We start from the raw sequence: 26,527 nt of genomic DNA, 5'->3' as shown, positions 1-26,527 counted from the left end.
AAAAAAAGTGAACCTTCTCCTAGGTTCCCCCGTCTAATATGTGTAAAGTTAAATTTGAAGTGAGGATGAAACAGGAGGAGCAATTGTGAAAGTAATCCCTTTATATAAAATAATTGTAAAAGAAGAAACGGATGTTTCCTTAGCAAAAAAAGGTGATCATGAAGCTTTTATGGCACTTATACATACTGAAAAAGTGAAGATGTATCGCATTGCAAAGGCGATGTTACATGATGAGACAAATATAGATGATGCCATACAGACAACAATTTTAAAAGCTTACGAAAATATAAAAAAACTAAAAAAAGAAGAGTTTTTTCAAACTTGGCTAATTCGAATTTTAATAAATGAGTGCAACAATATAATTCGGTCGTATAAAAAAATAATTGTAATTGAGGATCATGATAATAGTATGGTAGCATTCGATCGATACGAAGATATTGATCTTTGTAATGCTATTCAGTCTTTAACGGAAGAACTAAGAGCTGTAACCGTACTTTATTATTACGAAGATATGAATCAAGAAAGTATTGCGACGCTTTTAGAAATTCCAAAAGGGACGGTTAAGTCAAGATTGTCACGTGCGAGGGAACAATTAGAAGAGCGATTAAAGATGGAATAGGGGGTGTATAGGATGGACAGTGAAAAATCATTTGATGAGAAATTAAAGAGGAGAATAAAAGATGAAAATGTTATATTTCCACCAGAGTTAAATGAAAAAATTAATAATACACTGCATAATCTTCCTGTGAAAAAGAAGGGTTATAGAGTTCATATGATGGTTATTAGTGCTGCTGTTCTAGTGCTTTCAATTGTGTCTATGTCTGAGTTTTCTATACAAAGCTTTGCGCAAAACGGCGGAGTATTTGAATATGTAAAGAAAAAGGCTTTTTCTGATTATGAAAATGAAGAAGAAATAAAATCAAATGTAAATTATCCAGATAAGGAAAAGATTCATCAAAGGATGATGGATTCAATTGATCATTTTAAAAATATTTCAGGGCAATTCGAGGAGTATTCTAGCTCTTCAAGAATTGCTACAACATATAGATATGCAATTGATACGGAAAAACAAAGAGGTATCTCTTCTAAAGAAGATAAACTATCGAAAAAACGAACGATTATATATAACGAGGGTAGGAAAAAAGAGTTTGATGATGAGAAGTATACATATAAAGAGACAAAATGGAACCCGGAAGAAAGAAATGATGAACTATTAAAATTAATCCCTACGGAAAGGCTATTGAGAAAATCAGGTGAGAGAAAACGGTATGATGGCGAATATGTGGGATTCGCTAAGTATAGTATTCAATCAGAATTTGCTGATTTACTAATTCGATATAAAGATTGGAACTATAAAGAAACGAAGTATCTTGGACTCGATTGCTACAAAATAGAAGGGGTAATAAACATAGAAATGCCTGTAAGTACATCTGAAGATTTAAGAGGGAAATTTGAAATGGTTGTAGAGAAAAATACAGGAATTATGTTGAAGTTTCTTAGTTTCCAAGAAGGTATGATTCAATATTCGATTACGACCGAATGGATACAAATAGACAAAGGATTGAAAGAGAATGTATTCCAAAAAGAAAGCTCATCTTATGAAAAATTGAAAAACATTTTAGTTGAGTAAAAAAAGGGGGAAACTATATGGAGAATCACTCTTCTTCAAGAGAAAAGAAATATAAACGGAAATATAAAAAGACAACGATAATAAGTTTTTTACTAGGAGTATTACTATTTGGCGGAGCTGGGTATGGTGCCTATGTATATACGAAAACTTCTAATCTCGTACAAAAATCTAATTTGAATTTAGCACGTGGTGAAAAATCAAATTTACGTGAGAAAGCGGTAAAACCAATCGCAAACAATGTTTCACTTTTAATTATGGGTATTGATGAAAATCAGGAACGACAAAAGGAGTATAATGGTGCATTTCATACAGATGCGTTATTGTTGGCTACTTTTAATAAAGACGATAAGACAGTGAAATTAACAAGCATACCACGTGATACATATACATATGTCCCAATCGAAAAGAAAAAGGATAAAATAACGCATGCATATGGAAGAGGGTTTGTTAAAAATGGTAAAGATGGGGGGCCGCAAGCATCTGTTGAAGCAGTAGAAAAATTATTGCAAGTGCCTGTTGATTATTTTGTGAAGTTCAATTTCAGCTCATTTATTAAAATTGTTGATGGGTTAGATGGTATTGAAGTAGATGTCCCAGTTGAATTTACAGAACAAAATAGTAAAGATGAATCTGATGCGATTCATTTGAAAAAGGGACTACAAAAATTAACAGGAGAAGAAGCACTTGCACTGGCAAGAACGCGTCATATTGATAGTGATGCAATGAGAGGCCAGCGTCAACAGCTTGTTATTGAAGCGATTTTAAGTAAATTAAAAAGTGTAGGTTCGATTACAAAGCTAGAGAAGATGGTTGAGGCGGTTGACGGTGATTTTAAAACAAATTTAGCAATGGATGATATATTATCTTTTTATAAATATGGTTTAAATGGTTCGATTGAAAAGACTCAATTAGCCGGTGATGATCTATATTTACCTAACGGACCAAAGGGACAACCTGTATATTATTATAATCCTAATAAAAAAGATTTACAGAGTTTGAGTAATACTCTTAGAACACACCTTGGATTAAGTGAGAAGCAGATTGAGGAGAATTGAAGCAGGCGTAATGTCTGCTTTTTTATTTTGTTTAACGGTATGACATATAACTTTAAATGTTATATACTATTTTCAAATTATATATAATAGTGTAACATAATGAGGGGGATTCAAGTTAAATAGCAAGGAGGCTATTACATAAAATATATGATTGACATTGATTGAAATTGTATGGGAGAAATGAAAAAACAGGGGAGTATTTAAAAATGAGGATTGCAAAGAATTTAACATTTCAAGTTATTGTGGCAATTATTTGTGGTATTGCAGTAGGAGCGATTTGGCCTAGTGTCGGACAACAAATGAAACCAATTGGTGAGACGTTTATTAATATGATTAAAATGGTCATTGCACCAATTATCTTTTTAACAATTGTGCTTGGTATTGCAAGTATGGGAAGTATGAAAAAGGTAGGACGTGTTGGTGGGAAAGCATTATTGTATTTTGAGATTGTTACAACTTTTGCTCTTATCATTGGTATTATCGTAGCGAATGTCGTACGTCCTGGAGATGGATTAGATCCTTCAAAATTAAAGGTTGGAGATGTTTCGCAATATGTCCAAAGCGGGCAAGAAATGCAATGGATGGACTTCTTTTTACATATCGTGCCTTCCAACATGTTCGAGGCATTTGCAAAAGGTGATATATTACAAGTATTATTCTTCTCCATTTTATTTGGCGCAGGTTTAACGATGCTTGGAAAAAATGGACAACCTGTTATCGATTTTTTTGATAGATTGTCGAAAGTATTCTTTAACATATTATCAATTGTTATGAAATTGGCACCAGTTGGAGCTTTTGGGGGAATGGCTTTTACAATTGGGAAATATGGTATAAGTACTTTAATACCACTAGGTAAATTAATGATTTGTGTATATGCAACAATGGCATTATTTGTTTTTATCGTCTTAAATTTTATTTGTAAACTTTATAAATTTAGCTTGTGGAAATATTTAGTGCATATTAAAGAAGAATTACTCATCGTTCTTGGGACATCATCATCGGAATCTGTACTGCCACGTATGATGACAAAGATGGAAGACTTCGGGTGTTCAAAGCCAGTAGTGGGCTTAGTTATTCCAACGGGTTACTCTTTTAACTTAGATGGAACGTCAATTTATTTATCGATGGCAACTATATTTTTAGCGCAAGTTTTTCATATTGATCTTTCACTAGGTCAACAATTAACTATAATAGCTATTTTGTTAGTTACATCGAAAGGAGCAGCAGCAGTAACAGGTGGAGGATTTATCGTATTAGCGTCTACTTTATCTGCATTGAATGTTATCCCGTTAGAAGGGTTAGCGCTTTTACTTGGTGTTGATCGTTTCATGTCAGAAGCAAGAGCAATCGTTAATTTAATTGGTAACGGTGTTGCAACTGTAGTTGTTGCAAAAAGTGAAAATGAATTCAACGATGAGAAATATACGAGAGTAGTAGAACAAATGAAAAGAGAGAAAATGGCCGGATAAAAAGTCAGCATTGCTGACTTTTTTATTTTTGTATGAATGGAGTTTCTAAAAATATACATTATTTATTAACAATAACTCATAGAGATTTAATCTATAAATATAATAAATACTATCAAAATAGTACATTTTTATGAATGGGAAATAGAATGTGAATATTATATGGAATTTTTATGAATATTACTGTAAAAAAATAATTTTTTAAAAATTTTCAATAATAACACTTTACAAAATTCGAAAAATTAGTAGAATAGGAAGTAGTAAGAATCGTCTGATAAATATATAAAGAAAAACAGAATTATCAGAAAATTCTTTAATAGATATCGTTTTGAATTAGGGAGGGTACAGAAAATGAAAAAGAAACAAATGAAAAAACTAACAGCAGTTGTAGCACCAGTTTTAGCAATGAGCATGGCGTTAACAGCATGTTCTACATCAGGTGGAGATAAGAAGGCAAGCACGGATTCTAGCTCTAGTGGAGATAGTAAGTCAGGAGAAAAACTAGCAGCGAAACAAGTGTTGAATCGAACAGTAACACAAGAGATTCCAACGATGGATTCTTCAAAATCAACAGATACAGTATCTTCACAAATGCTAGGGAATACGATGGAAGGGTTATATCGTCTAGATAAAGATAATAAGCCTATTCCAGCTGCTGCAGAATCTAGCACGAAAAGTGAAGATGGCAAAAAATATACATTTAAACTACGTAAAGATGCAAAATGGTCAAATGGTGATCCAGTAACTGCGAAAGATTTCGTATATGCTTGGCAACGTCTATTAGATCCAAAAACAGCTGCTGAGTATGCATTTATCGCATTCCCGATTAAAAATGCAGAAGTGGTTAATAAAGGAGAAAAACCTGTAACTGAATTAGGCGTAAAGGCGGTAGATGATCTTACGCTTGAAGTTGAGTTAGAGCAAGCGGTACCGTACTTCTTAAACTTAGTAGCATTCCCATCATACTATCCATTAAACGAAAAGTTCGTAAAAGAAAAGGGCGAGAAATTCGGTTTAGAGTCTGATACAACAGTTTATAATGGACCATTCGTTCTTAAAGATTGGAAGCATGAACAAGGATGGCAATTAAAGAAAAATGATCAATATTGGGATAAAAAGACTGTAAAACTTGAAGAAGTTAACTTTAGTGTTGTTAAAGAGGCTGCAACTTTAGTCAATTTATATGACAGCGGTCAAGTTGACTTTGCTTTATTAAATGGAGAGTTCGTTGATAAATACAGAAGTAAGAAAGATGAATTCGGAACATATTCACAAGTGAGTACGTATTTCATTCGTATGAACCAAAAACGTGATGGACAAGATACGCCATTAAAGAGCAAAAAAATGCGTGAAGCAATTGCGCTATCAATTGATAAAAAGAATTTAGCAAATGTAATTTTAAATGATGGATCAAAAGAAGCTGATTTCTTAGTACCAAAAGGCTTAGCGACTGGACCGGACGGTAAAGACTTCCAAGAAACATTTAAAAATGGTTTGAAACCAGATCCGAAAAAAGCTGCTGCAGCTTGGGAAGAAGCGAAAAAAGAACTTGGAAAAGATCAAGTTACAATTGAATTCTTAAACTACGATACTGGTAATGCGAAAAAAGTTGGGGAATATATTAAAGACCAGATTGAGAAAAACTTAAAAGGTGTAACAGTTAACATTAAACTTCAACCATTTAAGCAAAAACTAAAATTAGAAAGTGAGCAACAATATGATATTTCATATGGTGGTTGGAATCCAGATTATGCAGATCCAATGACATTCTTAGATATGTTTGAGTCTAAGCATTCTCATAACCAAATGAGCTTCTCAGATCCAAAGTATGATGAAATGGTGAAAAAAGCTGGAACTGAATTAATGGGTGATGCGAAAAAACGTTGGGAAGAGTTAGGAAAAGCTGAAAAAACATTACTTGAAGAAGATGTAGCGATTGTACCTTTATATCAACGTGGAGATTCTTATGTTTCACAACCAAATGTAAAAGGTGTAGTAAAACATAATATCAGTCCAGAATTTAGCTTTAAGTGGGCATATGTGACTGAAAAATAATAGAGTTGAAAAAGCATTTTAAAGTGGCTGAGCTACTTTGAAATGCTTTTTTTAGTATAGTTAAATAGAGAAGAATAAGGCGTATAGTACGGACATATAAGTAGATGGGGGATACATTATACTAAATTATGAAGATGAAAATCAGAATATTTAAAATAAAACTATTTACAAACGTGAAAAAAAGAGTAGAATAATATTAGTTATAATTTTCAGAAAATTAATCATTAGCAAGGGGTCTCTCAAGGGTTGGTATTGTACATATAATTGGGGAGGATACAAAAATGAAGAGAAAAAAGATGAAAAAATTAACAGCAGTTGTAGTACCAGTTTTAGCGATGAGCGTTGCATTGACAGCATGCTCTGGATCAGATGGAGAAAAGAAAACGACTACTACATCTAATAGTGGGGAAGAAAAAAAATCTGATATTAAATATGCAGCGAAGCAAGTATTGAATCGTACAGAAAATCAAGAAATTCCAACGATGGACACTTCTAAATCTACTGATACGTTAGGGGCACAAATTTTAGGGAACACAATGGAAGGTTTATATCGTCTTGATAAAGATAATAAACCTATTCCAGCTGCTGCAGAATCAAGTACGAAAAGCGAAGATGGTAAAAAATATACGTTTAAACTGCGTAAAGATGCGAAATGGTCAAATGGAGATCCTGTAACAGCGAAAGATTTCGTATATGGATGGCAGCGCTTACTTGATAAAAACACAGCTGCAGAATATGCGTTTATTGCCTACTATATTAAAAATGCAGAGGCAATTAATAAAGGTGAAAAACCTGCAACAGAATTAGGAGCAAAAGCTGTAGATGATTATACACTAGAAGTAGAATTAGAAAAACCGGTACCGTACTTCTTAAATTTATTAGCATTCCCGTCATATTATCCTTTAAATGAAAAGTTCGTAAAAGAAAAAGGGGAGAAATTCGGTTTAGAAGCAGATACAACATTATATAACGGGCCATTTGTAATGTCTTCATGGAAACATGAACAAGGCTGGCAGCTGAAGAAAAATGATAAGTATTGGGATAATAAGACTGTGAAATTAGAAGAAATTAATTATAGCGTTGTAAAAGAAGTGGCTACAAAAGTAAATTTATATGATACAGGATCGATTGACTTTACATTACTATCAGGAGAATTTGTAGATAAATATAAATCGAATAAAGATGAGTATGGTGAGTATGCAGAATCAAGTACATTCTTCTTACGTTTAAATCAAAAGCGTAACGGACAAGATACACCGTTAAAGAGCAAAAAGCTTCGTGAAGCAATTGCGTTATCAGTTGATAAAAAAGGTTTAGCAAACGTTATTTTAAATAATGGATCAAAAGCAACAGATCAATTGGTTCCAAAAGGGCTTGCGACGGGACCTGACGGTAAAGATTACCAAGATACGTTTAAAAATGGTCTGAAACAAGATACGAAAAAAGCAGCAGCAGCATGGGAAGAAGCGAAAAAGGAACTTGGAAAAGATCAAGTTACAATTGAATTACTAAGCTATGATGATGGAACTGCGAAAAAGATTGCTGATTATGTTAAAGACCAAATTGAGAAAAATTTAAAAGGTGTAACGATTAATACGAAAATTCAACCATTCAAACAAAAATTAAAATTAGAGTCAGCGCAAGATTATGAAATCTCTTATGCAGGTTGGAGTCCAGACTATGCGGATCCAATGACATTTATTGATATGTTTGAATCGAAGAGTCCATATAACCAAATGAGTTATTCAAACCCGAAATACGATGAGATGGTACAGAAAGCAGGTAATGAATTACTGTCTGATCCGAAGAAACGTTGGGAAACGTTAGGAAAAGCAGAAAAATTATTCCTTGAAGAAGATGCTGGGTTAGTTCCTTTATATCAAACAGGAAGATCATATGTAATGAAACCGAATGTAAAAGGAATTGTGAAACACAACATCAGTCCAGAATATAGCTTTAAGTGGGCGTATGTAACTGAGGATGGTGGAAAGAAATAACATGAAAGCATTTCAAAAGTGGCTAAGCTGCTTTTGAAATGCTTTTTTTAGTATAAGGAGAATAAAGCTTATTGAATTCTTGAGAAACGCCAGGGGCACTTTTAAAATTTCACTGTAGGATATTAGAAAAGAATGCAACGGTGGAAAGATAAATGCTAGTAAAAGATTTCATATGGATAAGGAAAAAATAGAAATTAGCAATAGAGAAGAATAAGGAGGGGTATGTTTACATATAGTAGGTGGGGGATAATTCATATAGTAGTAATAGTAAAATAGTAAGTTATTATCATAAAAAAATAAATATTTAGAAAATTTGTAAAAATACTTTACAAAACTTAAAAAAATAGTAGAATATTAATTAATAAGAATTTTCTGATAACGAAAGTTAATAGAGAATCTCTAAATGTTAATATCGTACATATAATTGGGGAGGGTACAAAAAATGAAGAGAAAAAAGATGAAAAAATTAACAGCGGTTGTAGCACCAGTTCTAGTAATGAGTATGGCATTAACAGCTTGCTCTGGATCAGGGGATAAAGATAAGGCAAGCACAACGCCGAAAAGTGGAGAAAAAGAAGGCGGAAAATTAGCTGCAAAGCAAGTAATGAATCGTACAGAAACGAATGAAATTCCGACGATGGATACTTCAAAAAATACAGATACGTTAGGTTCTCAAATTTTAGGAAACACGATGGAAGGGTTATATCGTCTAGATAAAGATAATAAGCCAATTCCAGCTGCGGCAGAATCTAGTACGACAAGCGAGGATGGCAAAAAATATACATTCAAATTACGGAAAGATGCAAAATGGTCAAACGGTGATCCTGTAACAGCGAAAGATTTCGTATTTGCATGGCAACGTCTAGTAGATCCAAAAACAGCTGCTGAGTATGCATTTATTGCATATTATCTTAAAAATGCAGAGGCAATAAATCAAGGGAAAGCAGAAGTTTCTACATTAGGTGTAAAAGCGGTAGATGATTATACACTTGAAGTTGAACTAGAAAGACCAGTACCGTATTTCTTGAATTTAATGGCATTCGCGTCTTACTATCCATTAAATGAAAAATTCGTAAAAGAAAAAGGAGATAAATACGGTTTAGAGTCTGATACGACAGTTTATAATGGACCGTTTGTGCTTACCGATTGGAAACATGAGCAAGGATGGAAATTAAAGAAAAATGATCAGTATTGGGATAAAAAGACAGTGAAGCTGGATGAAATTAATTATAGTGTAGTAAAAGAAGGGGCTACTAGAGTAAATTTATATGATACAGGTGCAATTGATTTCGCACTTTTATCAGGTGAATTTGTTGATAAGTATAGAAACAATAAAGAGGAGTTTGGAGCATATTCAGAAACAAGTACGTTTTACTTACGTTTAAATCAAAAACGAGGTGGGCAAGATACACCGTTAAAGAGCAAAAAATTACGTGAAGCAATTGCATTATCAATTGACAAGAAAGGTTTAACGAATGTAATTCTAAATGACGGTTCAAAACCAGTGGATTACTTAGTACCTAAAGGTTTAGCAAGTGGTCCAGACGGTAAAGATTTTGCAGAAACATTTAAGAATGGTTTAAACCAAGACTCGAAAAAGGCAGCAGCAGCTTGGGAAGAAGCGAAAAAAGAACTTGGAAAAGATCAAGTGACAATAGAGCTATTAAATTATGATACTGGTAATGCGAAAAAAGTTGGGGAGTATGTAAAAGATCAAATTGAAAAGAATTTAAAAGGTGTAACAGTAAATATTAAACTTCAGCCATTTAAGCAAAAACTAAAATTAGAATCAGAACAAGATTATGATTTCTCATATGGCGGCTGGAATCCAGATTATGCGGATCCAATGACATATCTTGATATGTTTGAAACGAAAAATTCGCAGAACCAGATGGGCTATTCAAATTCAAAATATGATGACATTATTAATAAAAGTAAGACGGAATGGATGGCTGATGCAAAAAAACGTTGGACAGAGTTAGGGAAAGCAGAAAAATTGTTACTTGAAGAAGATGTAGCGCTCGTACCTTTATATCAAAGTGGTAGATCATATGTTATGAAATCAAATGTAAAGGGAATTGTGAAACATAATATTAGTCCGGAATATAGTTTCAAATGGGCGTATGTAGAAGAGAAATAATAAAGTGAAACTTTTAATCAGTGGGGATTTGTTTCACCATCCCCATTGACTTTTGGCCTTCATCAATACAGCTTTTACGGGATAAAAGAAAAGAGCATTTTCAAGTTGAGGTATTATAACACTTGAAAATGCTTTTTTTTCTGTGCACTATTTTTTTCTGGATGAATATATGTATTATAGAAAACTTGAAGGAGAGTCCTATGGAACGAAATACTTACATCGATTTCCTAGCTTATTACGGAATAGGAAGTGCTCATCCAGGTGGTTTTACGTTAACAAAAAAATTGTTAGCACAACTGCCTCTTAGACATGGAGCGAATGTCCTTGAGATAGGTTGCGGCACAGGGAAAACAGCCGCTTACATGACAAAAGAATTGGGTTATAAAGTAACGGCGGTTGAAAAGAATGAAATTATGATTCAAAAAGCGAAAGATAGATGGTTGTTTAATGGTTTGAATATAAAATTGATACCAGGTGATGTGGAACAATTATCGTGTTTAAATGATTCGTATGAACTTGTGCTTGGAGAATCAATAATCGCTTTCACGAATAAAGAAAAGGTTATTTCGGAGTGTTATCGTGTATTACAGAAGAATGGTAAACTTGTTGTGATTGAAATGATTATTGATACTCACATTGAGAAGAATGAAGAGGACAAAATTGCCCAATTATATGGGATGAAAGAACTATTAACTGAGAATGAGTGGGTACTATTATTTCAGAAAGCAAATTTTGAAAAGATTACAATTGCTGGCGGTGGAACAATTGCAGAAACGATCTCTGGCTACATAGAAGAGCCGGAGTGGAATATATCAACATTTATTCCGAATGAGTTATATGAAGCTTGGGTCCAGCATGAAAATATACGACGTATGTATCAACATATTTTAGGGCACCGTATTTTTATATGTGAAAAATAGAGAAAAGGGTTGGCTAAAAACAGCCAACTCTTTATTATGTTAAATGAAAAATAATGCAGCTAAAGTAATTCCAAAGATAAAGCCAAATCCGAGTTCAACGCCCCAGTCACAACCGCCGCCACCCCAGCCACAACTATTGCAACCACGACCACCGCATCCACAGCCACCAAATCCGCCGCCACCGCATCCAAATCCACAGTTATCACACCTGCTAAGGCCGCCGCAAAGATCACAACCACCGTTTGCATACGCGTCATAGTATCCGAATCCTGTATCAAAAGACGAGCGCTGTTGCACCGGTTCAATCCATACAGAATTATTCGTCAAATCAATTATTTTACCTAAATGAATGCGACCATCCCGATCTTCAATTCGAACAACCTTACCGAAATAACGTTGACAAGTATCATAACATTTTTGTCTATGCATGTTCTTTCCTCCTTCCTCATTACAGTAATACGATATGTAAGGGGGACAAGTGCGGCTTGTACGAATGTCCTATCTATCATAATTGTTATAGGAAAGGGGAAATATATGAAAAGGATATATAGTGAGGAGGAAAGGGAATGAAATCTACCGATCAATTTCAGACGTATGAAGTTCCTTGGAAAGACTTTATAGAAGCATTGCGAGGTGAAATGAAGAAACAAATAGGAGCGGATATTATTGATACAGTAGTTTGTAATTTGGAAGATGGTTTTGAAGTATATACATATGTGCAGGGGGATTTGGATTTTGAATATAAGGAAGCACTTGAAAGAAAATATGGAAGTGATGCGAAGACTCCTAATGTGTTAACGATAATGCTATTAGCTAGTATTTATGGTGCAAGTGAAGAGAATATACGCTTACATGCGGATAATAAGGATAATCCAATTGTTGAAGTATATGTGAAACTTTAATCAGTGGGGGGTGTCCATCCCCCACTGATTATTAGACCTCACTAATCAAACTTTTTGTTAAGTGTTTTTAATATAAAAAGTAGGAAAAGTCTGTTTTAAGCGTGGAGCTTAAACAGGCTTTTTTACCTATATAATCGGATGGGAAATACTAGGGAAAATATTACTAAGTTATTTTATGTTTACATAACAAAGTTATGGTGTGTTAGTTGTCCTAAAATACAAGTCATATATCTTGTTTCCTCTCATAAATTTAAACATAGGAATTTGTCTACAAAGGTGGCGAAGCCTCATCATGAAAATTCGAAATTGTGCCACATTCATGTTGTTTCTATTTATATGGTTACCTTTTTCAGCTTTTGCAAAAGGAGAGGAGGCAAAGGAAAGGGTCGTTTCACTTGTATATGATGATTCAGGCAGCATGAGAAATAACGATCGCTGGAAATATGCCAATTACGCTTTGCAAAGTTTAGTTGCGCTATTAGATGAAAAAGATATATTTTCTTACGTTCCAATGAGTAAGCCGAATGATCCATTAAACATTTCGTTGACGAAGGATAAAAGGCAAACAGAAATTGAGGGAATTGGAGCACGGAAAACGTATTTAAATACTCCGTTTAGCGCAGTAGAAACAGCGATGCAATCTATAAAAAAGGAAGCAGATATAGATGGAAAACGTGAATTTTGGCTTATTGTATTAACTGACGGGGCATTTAATGATCTAGAGAAAGATAAGGTTGGCGGAAAAGAACAAATTACACAGAAGTTAGCGCAGTTTAAGAAAGAAATGGATGCAAAAAAGATATCGTTACATCCAGTCTTAATTACGATGGAAGAAGATTTAGGGCAGCAAGAAAAAGAACAGCTAAATACGTTTAAAGAAATATGGAAGAAAGAGATAAATGGTGTTACGATGCCGTCAAGCGGGGAGGATGGTATTGTAAAAAGTGTAAATCAAGTGGCAGCATTAGTTGCTAATCGTGATCCATTCTCCTCTGTTGAAGCGATTGTCAAAACGAAAGTAGTAGGGAAGAAAATAGAGATTACAACACCGTTCCCGTTAAAGCGTATGACGCTTGTGCGACAATCATCGTCTTTGTCTAATTATAAAGTTATGCAAATTTCTAAACCGTTACAATTGCAGTCTTCTTTTTCTATACATGCACCAGGAGAAGCTAAGTTATTCGGAAATATAGTGCATGTAAGTACAGCGAATCAGGAAGTGATTAAGCCAGGAACATATACGATAGAAGTAGATCAGGACATTGAGAAAGAAGGATTACAAGTACTTGTTGAACCGGCGCTTAATTATACTGTTTCTACGTATGACAAAGATGATAAAGATAGAACAAATGCTGAGAAAATGTATGCAGGTGTGACAGCTGTTATTGAAGCGAAGCCTACTGAATTGCCAGTTCAATCTTCTTATTTCCAAGCAGAAGTAGAAATAGACGGGAAGCAATATCCGATGAAGTGGGACGATAAAAGGCATGTGTTTTATTATGAAACGAAGCTTGGTAAAGGGCTAGTACGCGGGAAAGTTCATATGAACATAAAGGGATTTTATAGACAGACGAAAGAGTTTAAGATTGAAACAACTGAAAAGCCAAAATTATCACTTCAAACTGTTACGAAAAATTATGAAGAAAAAGTAACAAATTTAGAGAATAGTAAACCGTTTGTTTTACAACCACAGTTAGATGGTAAGTCGATGACAGAAGAAGCTGTAAAGAAACTATTAAAATCTACTGGTGTCACATCTAAACAATCAATCAACTATGAAATAAAGCAACATGGTAATCAAATTTATGTTTATCCTCGTCCACATTACTCCGACACATTCAATTTTACAGATACCGGCACCGTAGAAGCTACCATCACTATACAAGATCCAAAGTTACAAGAAGTAAAGAAAAGAATATCACTTCATATTCAAAATGCACCGTTTTATGAAAAATATGCGCTTATTTTTAAGTTTGTTATTCCTATCACTTTATTACTGTTAGTAGTAGGAATAATTGTTTTAGGATGGATTGTTCGTCCGAGATTTCACCGAAAAGCATTATTATATTATGAATGGGATCAAGAAGTAGCGAAAGATTGGCTTTACCAATCTGAACCAGAGTTACTTAAAAATAAATGGTGGAAGCACTATTTTGGCATTCCATTCCGAGCAGAAAGAAGGACGGTGCAATCTGTAACATTAATAGCGAAAAAAGGATCGAAATCTATATTTGTAGCGAAAGAATCGCAAGTAGTTGGGATGATTATTGATGGAATGTTTATAACAGAGGACGAGGTAGGAATGGAACATAAGACGCTGTATCCAAATGAACTTTTAGTAATTGATAGAGGGTATGGTAAGGAAATTTACAGGTACGAATGTGAATAGTGGATAGGGATAAGGATAAGGGCCGGTGGGTTCTTTGCGCTCTTTCCCCTTCATTTTAAACAAGCAAGAATAGGAAGGTGGTTCACATGACGTTACAAGTTCCAACGATATTAATTGGTTTAGGTGGAATCGGTAGTACTGTGACACATCAAATATATGAAAAATTACCAGAAGAGCGCCGTAAGAAGGTAGCGATGCACGTATTTGATACAGATGTGAATACATTGAGTAAATTTGATCATATTCGGAAGTTTAAAACGCAAACGAGCTCGAGTAAAACACCGAGGGAGTATATTGCAGGAGATCCAACGATTCCTGAGTGGTTTCCGATGGACCCGACTATACTTGATAAACCGTTAACAGAAGGAGCAGGACAGTTACGTGTCATTTCACGGTTAGCGTTACGTGCAGCAATGAAAGAAGATAAACTGACGTCGTTTTGGCAAGAAATTGAGAAGATTTTTCCGGTTACGAGTGATCAGACGGAATATGGTGTACGTGTCATTATTGTAACGTCACTGGCTGGCGGAACGGGTTCAGGAATGTTTTTACAAATCGCATTATATTTACGTGAAATGCTTCGAAAAAAATTACAGCATCATAACATTTTAATACGTGGTGCGTTTTTAATGCCGGATGTATTAGTGAAGACGAGGACGGTTAGTGCGAAAGAATTTGAAACTGTGCAAGCGAATGGCTATGCGTCTTTGAAAGAGTTGCACGCTATTACGCTCGGTTCTACTGGGGAATTATCAAAACGTGGTGGCGTAACAATTGAATTAGAATACCGTCCTGATCAAGTGGATGAGGATGGAAGAACAAATCATACGATTAAACAGCACCATTTACCATACAATTATTGTTTTTTATACGATTATGAAAATTTACATGGGCATCATTTACACAATTTATCGGATTATATGGAGCAAATGACAAATACGATTTATTTACAGTTATTTAGTCCAATGTCTACAAGTCATTTTGCACAAGAGGATAATCAAATTCAGCAATTGGCAGAATCGAGCGGGAAAGGTAGATATTGCGGAGCAGGAACGGCAAAGCTTATTTATCCGTATGAGCATGTGTTAAAATATTGTGCTTTAAAATGGGCAGTGCAAGGTTTAGATGAATCGTGGCTTCATTTAGATCAACTCTTTCAAGAGAAAAAGCAAAGATACGACCAAGATGTAAAACGCGGTATGCAGCGTGAAAAGCCAGAGCGCGGTAAAAGTTATTTAGAAGACTTAGAACATCTTGCTACTCGGCCAGAGCAGGCTCATATTTTCTATAGACAAATGTACAATGAAACGCGTGAAGGGGCAGAAGGTGGTAAGGTTGGTGTTGCAAAGTCTAAGTTATTTTTAGAGGCAGTTGAAAGCTATGTACACCGTACAGTGCAAAAAGATGAAGAGTTAAATCGCCTGCAGCATGAGTGTAAAATATCGGCTGCGAAGCTGAAAATGATGGAACAAATGAAAGGGGAAGTAGCGAGAGTTGATCATGCGGTTCGTTTATATGCGTATGCGATCCCGAGCCGTGTGCATGAACATGTAACGACACTTTTATATGACATGATTGAATCAGACCGTTTTTCACCAAGTGGTTCTGAGGGACAGTCATATCAATTAAATACATGGTTTTTAAAGAAAACAGATCCCGTTCATCCAGTAGCAGCACGTTTTATGTTATATGAAATTCGAAAGCAGTTAGTAGAAAAAATGAATCGGTTACATGAAAATAATGAACAAAAGCGTAATTTAATTCAAAACTACGATAAGAAATTTAATGTGAGTAATATTGATGGAACGGTAACGGCTGTTCGCCGCGTTGAAATTGCTCAGCAACAAGGCTGGTTTGGAAAAATGGTGAATAATCAGCAACGGTTGTTCAAAAAAGAATTTGAAGATATCGTAACGCAGTATGTACACAAATTAAGTGAGTATCGTAAAGAAATGTTATTAGAACTTGTGTATCAATCGCTATACCAAGCAGTTAATAAAATGATTCAATATTGGGAAAGGTTTTTTGATAATTTACACGAAACACGTGAAAATTTATTATTTGAAATTCAAAAACGAAGCAAGGAATTTGAAGGGAAAACAAACCCAACGAATGTATACGTATTAGCTGAAGAGAAATTACAAGAAAAGATATGGCAAGATATGCAGCAACATTTAAATTTAGGTGTATTACCGAAAGATATATCAGCGGAAATTTATATGAGTTTGTACGGAGAATATTGCAGGGATGCGAAAACGGAAGAGATTCAGTCGAAAAAGGTTGAAGATTTCTACCGCGAACATATACTGAGCTATTGTTATGACGAACTACAAGTACGCTATCGTGACAAATTAGAGCTGAATATCGTTGAGGCGTTACGAAAAGAAGCGGATTATAAGAAACGTGACCGTGATGAATACGTTCGTGAAAAAATTGAAGACCTCTTCCATTTAGCAAGTCCGTTCGTTCCGAAAGTTTCTCATCATAGAGAATTACAATATTGGGGCGTCCATCCATCTTTAAAACAAGAATTGCAAGAAGAGTTATTGCAAGAAATGTTCAAAGAAAAAGATACGGTAAACGAGGCGTTTTCACCATTTGAGGTCATTTGTTATCGCGCTCATTACGGATTATCGCTACAAGATTTTCCTAAGCTTTCATCTGGGCATATTGCAAACGGCTTTATGAATGATAAAGGTGACTACTTCCAATCGTATTATCGCCGCGTGAACAAATTAAATAGTAAAAAATCTAGTTTAACGCCGCACTTAGATAAATATTGGCACTTACCAGCCTTTATGCCGGACTTGAATGCGACTCAAACGAAATTAGATTATGATAAATGTAATCGGGCGTTACTATACGCATATATGTATCGCTGGATTAGCTTAGTTGCTGTTGATGGGCAGTTTGTGTATCAATATAACGGCGTTGGACGTAGCTTCTTAATTCAGTCGATGGGGAAAAATATTTCAAGCGAAAGTTATAAATTACACAGAGCATTGCTTCATAATCCGTTCATTTATGAAAACATCTTGTCCAGGTTTGAAGAAGAACAAGAAAAAGCTATGATACAAGGTGGACATTTATATACACATTCGTTCGTATTAGGAGCACAAGATGTAAGATGGCTCAGAAAAGAACACGTTCATAATCTTTTAGATATGATTTTAATGTATGACCGTGAAGCGAAATATGACCCGACGTTAGAAGAAACATCAGATGAATTATTAAGATTATTCCTTGATGAAATTGAGTTATACTTCCAAAACTATTACGGTACAGGTGCTGATATGGTTGCGAAGAAAGAAAAAGAAATGTTTATTAAACAATTGTGGGATCGTTCGTATGCGAAAGGGTATGTGGATCCAAATAGTGCACCGTATAAAAAGTGGCAAAATTTATTACACGTTCACGATGAAGAAGAATCGCCAAAAACGAATGTATAATGAGTGAAAAGGGAATCCTTAAGAGTGGCAATACAACTTTAGAAAAGAGGGATTCCGATGCCGTTTTTAGGAAGTGTATATCAAATATTTGGATTATATCCAGAAATTTATTATGGGATGATTTCAGCTGAGATACAAGAAGAAGCTCAGAAGGAGCATCTTGAAAATAGCATTGCAGAAACTGAAGTAGAAGAATAAAAAAAGTGCAGATGAAAATCTGCACTTTTTTGTTGGTTTTAAAATGGTGGCATAAGCTCAAATAAATTATTATTCCTAGATAATAATTTATTTGAGCTTATGCTGAGTTTATTTAAACTATATGTAATGGGAAATGTATAAAAATCAATACAAAAAAATGAATATAAATATAAAGATAGAAAAGAACAATGTTTTCGAGAAAATAATTATGCTTAAAAATAACATTTGATACATAATTAACCGCTACTGTTTAATTAGTTTTATTGTTGACAATATAATTAATTGTGTGATAAATTCAATCAGCATTCTTAGTGGTGTGTTGCTGCATTAATTATTTTAAAAATTTACTACGGCTTAAAAAGATTGATTTTTCTGTTTTTTTAAAGGATTGCAAGTCTATAGGAGAAAAGGAGTAAATTGTGTATATTTTTATTTTCTAAACAGAACAGTAATAAAGATTGTAATAAGTAAGAGATAAACTTGAAAAAGAGGTTTCAATGAATGAGTCTTTTAATAAAGAAAGCAATGGATGAAGAAAAGAAAAAAGTATTGAATCAAACTTTAGGAGCGATTGATCTAACTCTTTTAGGAATTGGGGCAATTATTGGTACAGGTATTTTCGTATTAACTGGTATTGTAGCGGCAAAACATGCTGGTCCAGCGATTGTATTATCCTTTATATTAGCAGCGATTGTATGTGCATGTGTAGCTTTCTGTTATGCCGAATTTGCATCTACAGTTCCAGTTTCGGGAAGTGTATATGCATATACATATATGACACTAGGTGAGATTTTTGCATTTATAGTTGGTTGGTGCGTTATGCTGGAATACTTATTAGCAACTTCTGCGGTAGCGGCGGGCTGGTCAGCGTATTTTCAGTCATTGCTACTAGGATTTAATATTCACATCCCTACAATTTTTGCTTCGGCACCTGGTATGGGGAAGGGTGGAATTATTGATTTACCAGCAGTTCTTATTATTTTAGTTGTTACATTTTTATTAAGCCGTGGTGCAAAAGAAAGTGCGCGTATAAATAATATAATGGTTATTATTAAACTGGCCGTTATTGTAGGGTTTATTATTGTAGGGACACAATATGTAAAACCGGAAAATTGGCAGCCATTTCTACCGTTTGGTTTTCACGGTGTAGTAGGAGGCGCTGCCACTGTATTCTTTGCTTTTTTAGGATTTGATGCAGTTGCAACAGCCGCAGAGGAAGTGAAGCGCCCACAACGTAACGTGCCGATTGGGTTACTTGTTTCCTTATTCATTTGTACCGTTCTATATGTAGGCGTTTCATTCGTGTTAACTGGAATGGTTCCGTTTACGGAATTGAACGTAGCTGATCCGGTTGCATATGCATTACGTGTTGTAGGAGAAGATAGAGTTGCTGGCTTGTTATCGGTGGGAGCAATAGCAGGGCTAACAACAGTTCTGTTAGTAGCTATGTTTGCATTTGTTCGTGTATCTTACTCGATGAGCCGAGATGGGTTGTTACCAAAAAGACTTTCAAGTGTTCATAAACGTTTACAAACTCCATTTTTTAATACGTGGATTACAGGTATTATAGCAGCTTTATTAGCGGGATTAGTGGATTTGAATTTATTGGCTAATTTAGTGAATATAGGAACGATAACAGCGTTTGTTTTTGTATCTATAGCTGTTATTGTATTAAGAAAGACACATCCTAATCTGAAAAGGCCATTCCGTGCTCCTCTAGTACCTTTTTTACCTATCGTTTCAATAGTAAGTTGTATATATTTAGCTTTGAACCTTTCTAAGCTTACTTTAATTAGTTTTGTGGCATGGATTATAATAGGTGTTTTTATATATTTTGTATATGCAAAAAAACATAGTAATGTTAGAAATGGAAATAGAGTATAATCTGTTGAAATAATACTTGTAATGTAAATGAAAACACGCTATTCGTTCTTTATTCTTATAAGAACAAGTAGCGTGTTTTTTCCTATTTAATAATGCCACTTTCTAAAATTTTGATAGTAGGTATTACTTTTACACTAGCTTTTGAAAAAGCATTAGGCCAATCATCTTCAACCTTTTTCCACTCTTTATATTGAAATGCTCTCGCATAATCACCAAATCCGAATGGATCAAGTTGCTGTTTTTGAATTTTGTGGATTAATTCGTTTAAATCTTTGTTTAGTTGCTTTGTAATAAGTGAAGTTAATTTCTTTTTATCTATATCTATATCCATATTGAATGTAATCTCAGATATGGCCACATTCAAATTCATTCCAACGTTGAACTTAAAATGGTTGTCATTATAGCCTGTATGAATATAACAAAACTACTGAAAGACTTTTGTAACATTTATGAAAGTCTTTTGAAAGGTATTTAAATTAAGATTGAATTCCGAACATGAAATTCGGATTAATAAGTAGATAAAAAACAAATAAAAAGTGAGGAATGACGTTATGAATGAAAAATACAAAAAAAGGATACCAAAAATCCTCCCTGTAGGAATTGCAATGGGGATTTTATTCAGCGCTAGCCCATTAGCAGGTCCATTAACAGAACATAAAGTGAAAGCAGATGTTGATACGGCCGCAACAATTATTACAACATTTGGAGAAATATATAATACGTTTCTTGCAGAGCCATTTGGGGAGTGGTTAGACGAAACTAGTGCAAAATCCCTTTATAACCGTGGTCTTGAAAACAGTGCTTACATAGCTCCTACTTTTCAAAAAGGAGAGTTTGGTATTACTGTGTTTGATTATTATAAAGATCAAAATTTTAGCAAGAAGGTTAAAATTGCTTATGCTGATGGGAAGGTTGAATATAAAACAATCAAGCATGGGCAACAACTTCGTATTAAGCAAGCTGGTACAATAGTAGACTTAACTCCTGATGAACCAGAATTATCTAAACATAATCTTTTGTATATTACACAAAAACAATTAGATGAAGGAAAGACAGGTGTTGCTCTTACAAACTGGCAAACCTTTTATCTAGAAAGTAGCAATGAAGGTCATTACACTAATTTAGCAGATAAATTTGTAAGACAAGCATTCCCAGGTGCTTATACTAAAGGTGGTGTGCTTGATGTCCGTTATAATTTTAGGGATCTGTTTAACCAACTACCAGAAGATAAACGAAAATTAGGAACAGCTACTTCAGAGCCGGTAAGTAAAGATGTTCTTTGGAATTATCTCACAAGCGATTCTGAAGATTTTGCAGATTTTCATGATCGTTCAGTGAATCTGTTAGCAGATACGAATCTGATTCTAGAAACATTTATTGGCGTAGGAAATTCTGTATTAGACGATAAACCTTACCAAATTATCCCGATTAAAAAAGGAAGCAATAAAGTAGTTGTAAAAAAAGGTCCAGAGTATCTTTCAGGGAAAGAAGGAACTGAGCTCCAATATTCAGGTTCAATCGGGGCTGACGAGATATTAGAACTTGTCCCAATCGAAAATTCTGGTAGCAATGAACTTCAATTTGATTTGATAAACAAGAATGGAGCACGTTTGACAGTTACTAACAACCGTGCTGAATTCACTACTGATAAGGAACTGCCATCTAACCTTCGTTTCACTGGAAAAACCAACAATGAACTTCATAATTGGTTAGTTGATTGGCATCCTAGTAAGGTAAATGAGACAAAGAAACACGAAGGAATGGAATATGCCGGATTGGAGTTCAAACATGATGAAAAAGATATCCACCTATGGACCGCATACGATTCTGGAAAATTGATAACGAATAGTTGGATAAAGAGACAGGACTCTCACTATTATGCGGATTCTTCAGGAATTCTTTTAAAGGGCTGGCAAGAAATTGAGGGGAATACGTATTATTTTCATCCAGATTCTAATCAAAGAATCCAAGGAATTGGCAGCTATGACGCATTCATTGATGGGAAGTACTATTACTTCAACGATGACGGTATTCTGCAGAAATCAGCATGGAATGGTTTAGAATATACCGATGCTTCAGGAGCGTTTATTAAAGAAGGCTTGAAAGAAATTGATAATAAAATTTATTATTTTAAAGATTACAAGGCTACTACAAATGAACTGCGTTTAGAAGATCAAGGGGTCATTCTTCACTTTTCTGACAAAGGTGCGCTTGAGAGAGCTACTGATTTGAATGGAAAAGCGCTAAATAGAATAACTTATGTTGCTCTTAATGAGAAAGAGTTGGTGTTTGAAAAAGATGGTTCTATTAGAAAAAATGGGGTCTCTAAAATCTTTTTACCTGGATTATTTGATGAAAAGGAGCAACCCGTACTGGTTTATTACAGCTTTGAAGAAGGGCCTGCCTATACTGGTTGGAAAGAAATTGATGGTAAAAAATATCATTTCGAGGGTGGCAAACACTATACTTTCGATGGTCATGAACCTATTGACGGAAAAAGATATTATTTTAATCAGGACGGAGAAGCTAAGCTAACTGGTTTTGATAAAGTTAACAATAAAATATACTATTATAACGATAAAGGCGAAATGCAAACAGGATGGCAAGAAATCGATGGTAAATGGTATTACTTCGATGAGTCTGGAGCAGCTAAAATAGGATGGTTCGAAGTTGGTGGCGGATACCACTTCCCTTATTACGGATACTTTACTTATTATGCTAAAGAGGATGGTTCTATTTATACAGATACCACGGTTGAAATTGATGGAAGAACCTATAATTTTGACAGCCATGGACACAAAGGCTATAAGTGACACAAAAAAGTCTATTTTTATAAGTATGACTCGTTAAAAGGGATGCCTTTACCTGATTTAAGCATACAACCCTAAAAAATAAAAATGCCTGTTCCACTCAGTGAGTGAGAAAATCGTTTGAAGAGTTAGCTTATATATACAAAAATGGACCATATTATGTACTGGATTTTATTCCTATAATATGGTCCATTTTATTTTTACAGGTATACTCATTTCTTGCCGTACAACAAAGGCGATTCGTCCATCCAGAATATGATGTGCTGTTGTGTCAGGACGCTCAGTTATTGATAATTGCAGAAAAAGATTTTTCACCACGTATCCATTTGTTAAAAGACCCCATTTGTTTGCTTTCTCCTTGTGATTTTTTATCCCGCTATTTGCGGGCAGCCCCACTGATTATAGTTTCACTTTATATGGGCTATTATGGATAGTTGCATGCAGACATATGCGTAGCTTAAATTTTATATTGTATATTTTAAAGTTTAACGCTATAATTATAGTGTTAAAGATGGAATCGTGATATGACCTGTTATGAATCTATCGTTTTATTTATGAATAAATGGATTGGTATTTTAGCAAGATGTGCTAATAAACTACTCCACCATGATGATAGCGTACCCGAAATGTGGTGCGTATATTTTCGTGGTGGAGTTTTTTTATTCTCAAAAAGGGGGAAAGACCATGAATGACAACATGGTTCATATTACAATTGACGGAAAAAAGTATACAGCGGAGCCCGGATCAACGATATTGGGTGTTATTAATGAAAACGGGATTGAACATCCGCAAATTTGTTACGTGCCAGAAGTAGATCCTATTCAAACATGTGATACTTGTATTGTAGAAGTTGACGGAAAGTTAATGCGTTCTTGTTCGGCAGTAGTGACGGAAGGTATGAACATTGAACGTACTTCTGTTCGTGCGAAAGAAGCACAAACAGAGGCGATGGATCGATTATTAGAAAATCATTTATTATACTGTACGGTATGTGACAACAATAATGGGAACTGTAAACTGCATAATACTGCAGAATTAATGGAGATTGAGCATCAAAAATATCCTTACGAACCAAAAGTTGATGTAAGTGAGGTTGATATGACTCATCCGTTTTATCGCTATGATCCTAATCAGTGTATCGCATGTGGTCAATGTGTAGAGGTGTGTCAAAACTTACAAGTAAATGAAACAATATCTATCGATTGGGAAGCTGAACGTCCTCGTGTTATTTGGGACGACGGAGTAGATATAAATGATTCTTCATGCGTAAGTTGCGGGCAATGTGTAACAATTTGCCCTTGTAATGCTTTAATGGAGAAATCGATGCTCGGTGAAGCCGGATTTATGACGGGATTAAAGCCAGATATTCTTGAACCGATGGTCGATCTTATTAAAGAAGTAGAACCAGGATATAGCGGTATTTTCGCAATATCCGAAGTAGAAGCGTCCATGCGCGAGACTCGTACGAAGAAGACGAAAACAGTATGTACATTTTGCGGTGTTGGCTGTTCATTTGAAGTGTGGACGAAGGGGCGTAAAATCCTTAAAGTACAGCCATCTTCAGATGCGCCAGTTAACGCAATTTCTACTTGTGTAAAAGGAAAATTCGGTTGGGATTTCGTAAATTCTAAAGAACGAATTACGAAACCTTTAATTCGTAAAAACGGAACGTTTGTTGAAACAACTTGGGAAGAAGCATTAAATGTAGTGGCGAATAAATTAGGCTCTATAAAAGAAGAGTACGGTAAAGGGTCTATCGGTTTTATTTCTTCTTCTAAAATTACGAATGAAGACAATTATGTCATTCAAAAATTAGCTCGACAAGTGTTTGAAACGAATAACATTGATAACTGCTCGCGTTATTGTCAATCGCCAGCAACAGATGGATTGTTCCGTACAATTGGAATGGGCGGTGATGCAGGAACGATTAAAGATATTGCACAATCTGGTCTTGTTATTATTGTAGGATGTAATCCGACAGAAGGTCATCCTGTTTTAGCTACGCGTATTAAACGTGCGCATAAATTACACGGACAAAAGCTCATTGTAGCTGATCTTCGTAAAACAGAAATGGCAGAGCGTTCCGATATCTTTATTAGCCCAAAACAAGGAACAGATCAAGTATGGCTAATGGCTGTTACGAAATATATGATTGAGCAAGGTTGGCATGATCAACAATTTATTAATGAGAATGTAAACTTCTTTGAAGATTTTAATGAGAGTCTTACAGAATATACACTTGAATATGCAGAAGAAATGACAGGTATTTCAAAAGCAACACTTATTCAAATGGCTGAAATGATTCGTGATGCAGATGGTACATGTATTCTTTGGGGGATGGGGGTAACGCAAAATACAGGTGGATCTGATACTTCCGCTGCGATTTCAAACTTACTTCTTGCAACAGGGAATTATCGTCGTCCAGGTGCTGGTGCATATCCACTTCGAGGCCATAATAACGTACAAGGTGCTTGTGATATGGGTACCTTACCAGGATGGCTTCCAGGATATCAGCACGTTACGAACGAGATGGAACGTACGAAATTTGAAATGGCTTACGGAGTGAAAATTGGTAGTGAACCAGGTCTTAATAATATTGAAATGCTTCGCGCAATTGACGAAGGGAAAATGAAAGCTATGTATCTTGTCGGAGAGGATATGGCACTTGTAGACTCTAATGCGAACCATGTACATGAAGTGTTATCAAGCCTTGATTTCTTTGTTGTGCAAGATGTTTTCCTTTCTAAAACTGCTCAATATGCCGATGTTGTATTACCGGCAGCACCATCTCTTGAGAAAGAAGGTACTTTCACAAATACAGAGCGCCGTGTGCAAAGACTATATCAAGTTCTTCCTACACTTGGAGATGCGAAGCCAGACTGGTGGATTGTGCAGGAGGTTGCGAATAAATTAGGTGCAAATTGGAATTATAGCCATCCAAGTGAAATCTTTGCTGAAATGGCAAGTTTATCACCACTATTCTCACAAGCAAATTATGAAGTGCTGGAAGGTTGGAATAGTTTCCATTGGGGAAGTTTTGATGGAACGAATACACCACTTCTTTTCCAAGATGGATTTAACTTCCCAGATAAAAAAGCTCGTTTTGCGATTGCTGACTGGGTACGTCCAGCTGAATTCCCAGCTGAGTTCGACCTTCACATTAACAATGGTCGTATGCTTGAGCATTTCCATGAAGGGAATATGACAAATAAATCAACAGGTATTCAAACGAAAGTACCTGGCGTTTTCGTTGAAGTTTCTCCAGAACTTGCAAAAGAACGTGGAGTGAAAACGGGATCATTAGTGCGCCTTGTTTCACCTTTTGGAGCATTAAAATTACGTGCGCTTGTAACAGATCGTGTAAAAGCGAACGAGTTATATTTACCAATGAACTCTACAGATAATGAATCGGCAATCAATTTCTTAACAGGTCCTGCAGTTGACATACGTACGAATACACCTGCTTATAAACAAACGAAAGTGCGTATGGAAGTGTTAGAAGTTGATGGCGAAAATCCGATGCCAAAAGCGAACCCACGTAATAAAAAACGTCATCCTCAAGCTGGTATTGAGGTTAATCGTAAGTGGGCCCGTCCAGGGTATGTGCATTTAACGGATAAGTAGGGAGGAGA

16 protein-coding genes and 1 pseudogene are annotated in these 26,527 nt (G+C 35.1%); 15 read left to right on the top strand and 2 right to left on the bottom strand.

Features of this window, described 5'->3' with window-relative positions; translation table 11 throughout:
• Positions 1 to 85: 85 nt before the first annotated feature.
• From MR065_RS03370 to MR065_RS03335, 8 genes are all read left to right on the top strand, one after another.
• A complete protein-coding gene (locus MR065_RS03370; protein ID WP_242212501.1) occupies positions 86 to 619 on the top strand; it encodes an RNA polymerase sigma factor in 534 nt (177 codons plus the stop codon).
• A gap of 12 nt (positions 620 to 631) precedes the next feature.
• Positions 632 to 1,630 (top strand): anti-sigma factor, encoded by a 999-nt coding sequence (locus tag MR065_RS03365; RefSeq protein ID WP_242212500.1) that lies wholly within the window; start codon positions 632 to 634, stop codon positions 1,628 to 1,630.
• A 17-nt stretch (positions 1,631 to 1,647) separates the two neighbouring features.
• Complete coding sequence (locus MR065_RS03360) at positions 1,648 to 2,685, top strand: LCP family protein (RefSeq protein ID WP_242212499.1); 1,038 nt, start codon at positions 1,648 to 1,650, stop codon at positions 2,683 to 2,685.
• Positions 2,686 to 2,891: 206 nt separating this feature from the next.
• The gene (locus tag MR065_RS03355; RefSeq protein ID WP_242212498.1) at positions 2,892 to 4,154 is read left to right on the top strand and encodes a dicarboxylate/amino acid:cation symporter; all 1,263 of its coding nucleotides are present in this window, start codon (positions 2,892 to 2,894) and stop codon (positions 4,152 to 4,154) included.
• A gap of 348 nt (positions 4,155 to 4,502) precedes the next feature.
• Positions 4,503 to 6,206 (top strand): peptide ABC transporter substrate-binding protein, encoded by a 1,704-nt coding sequence (locus tag MR065_RS03350; protein WP_242212497.1) that lies wholly within the window; start codon positions 4,503 to 4,505, stop codon positions 6,204 to 6,206.
• Between the two features lie 281 nt (positions 6,207 to 6,487).
• Positions 6,488 to 8,203, top strand: a complete 1,716-nt coding sequence (locus tag MR065_RS03345) for a peptide ABC transporter substrate-binding protein (protein WP_242212496.1) — start codon at positions 6,488 to 6,490, stop codon at positions 8,201 to 8,203.
• Between the two features lie 442 nt (positions 8,204 to 8,645).
• Entirely contained in the window at positions 8,646 to 10,343 is a 1,698-nt protein-coding gene (locus MR065_RS03340; protein ID WP_242212495.1) for a peptide ABC transporter substrate-binding protein, read from the top strand.
• A gap of 200 nt (positions 10,344 to 10,543) precedes the next feature.
• Positions 10,544 to 11,263, top strand: coding sequence for a class I SAM-dependent methyltransferase (locus tag MR065_RS03335; RefSeq protein ID WP_242212494.1), 720 nt, complete (start codon positions 10,544 to 10,546; stop codon positions 11,261 to 11,263).
• A 39-nt stretch (positions 11,264 to 11,302) separates the two neighbouring features.
• On the opposite strand, the gene MR065_RS03330 is transcribed toward MR065_RS03335, so the two are convergent.
• Positions 11,303 to 11,692 (bottom strand): hypothetical protein, encoded by a 390-nt coding sequence (locus tag MR065_RS03330; RefSeq protein WP_242212493.1) that lies wholly within the window; start codon positions 11,690 to 11,692, stop codon positions 11,303 to 11,305.
• Positions 11,693 to 11,829: 137 nt separating this feature from the next.
• Between MR065_RS03330 and MR065_RS03325 the strand changes: the two genes are divergently transcribed.
• The 5 genes from MR065_RS03325 to MR065_RS03305 all read left to right on the top strand — a co-directional run bounded on the left by MR065_RS03325 (position 11,830) and on the right by MR065_RS03305 (position 20,085).
• Complete coding sequence (locus MR065_RS03325) at positions 11,830 to 12,165, top strand: hypothetical protein (RefSeq protein ID WP_242212492.1); 336 nt, start codon at positions 11,830 to 11,832, stop codon at positions 12,163 to 12,165.
• 292 nt (positions 12,166 to 12,457) lie between these two features.
• Positions 12,458 to 14,554 (top strand): vWA domain-containing protein, encoded by a 2,097-nt coding sequence (locus MR065_RS03320; protein WP_242212491.1) that lies wholly within the window; start codon positions 12,458 to 12,460, stop codon positions 14,552 to 14,554.
• Between the two features lie 86 nt (positions 14,555 to 14,640).
• A complete protein-coding gene (locus MR065_RS03315; protein WP_242212490.1) occupies positions 14,641 to 18,003 on the top strand; it encodes a tubulin-like doman-containing protein in 3,363 nt (1,120 codons plus the stop codon).
• A gap of 57 nt (positions 18,004 to 18,060) precedes the next feature.
• Entirely contained in the window at positions 18,061 to 18,201 is a 141-nt protein-coding gene (locus MR065_RS03310) for a phosphonate ABC transporter permease (protein ID WP_242212489.1), read from the top strand.
• Positions 18,202 to 18,702: 501 nt separating this feature from the next.
• Positions 18,703 to 20,085 (top strand): amino acid permease, encoded by a 1,383-nt coding sequence (locus MR065_RS03305; protein WP_242212488.1) that lies wholly within the window; start codon positions 18,703 to 18,705, stop codon positions 20,083 to 20,085.
• Between the two features lie 82 nt (positions 20,086 to 20,167).
• On the opposite strand, the pseudogene MR065_RS03300 reads toward MR065_RS03305, so the two are convergent.
• Positions 20,168 to 20,500, bottom strand: a pseudogene (locus tag MR065_RS03300) (Ger(x)C family spore germination C-terminal domain-containing protein); the annotation flags it as partial.
• Positions 20,501 to 20,636: 136 nt separating this feature from the next.
• Here MR065_RS03300 and MR065_RS03295 point away from each other — a divergent pair.
• Both MR065_RS03295 and fdhF read left to right on the top strand, forming a co-directional pair.
• Positions 20,637 to 22,898 carry a cell wall-binding protein gene (locus MR065_RS03295; protein ID WP_242212487.1) on the top strand — a complete coding sequence of 754 codons (2,262 nt, stop codon included), beginning with the start codon at positions 20,637 to 20,639 and terminating at the stop codon, positions 22,896 to 22,898.
• 681 nt (positions 22,899 to 23,579) lie between these two features.
• Positions 23,580 to 26,519, top strand: a complete 2,940-nt coding sequence (fdhF, locus tag MR065_RS03285; RefSeq protein ID WP_242212486.1) for a formate dehydrogenase subunit alpha — start codon at positions 23,580 to 23,582, stop codon at positions 26,517 to 26,519.
• Positions 26,520 to 26,527: the final 8 nt, after the last annotated feature.

The organism is Bacillus cereus group sp. BfR-BA-01383 (assembly GCF_022663495.1).
GTDB lineage: Bacteria > Bacillota > Bacilli > Bacillales > Bacillaceae_G > Bacillus_A > Bacillus_A cereus_AU.
The sequence above is the reverse complement of the archived record's forward strand: the minus strand, read 5'-3'. Positions and strand labels throughout refer to the sequence as shown.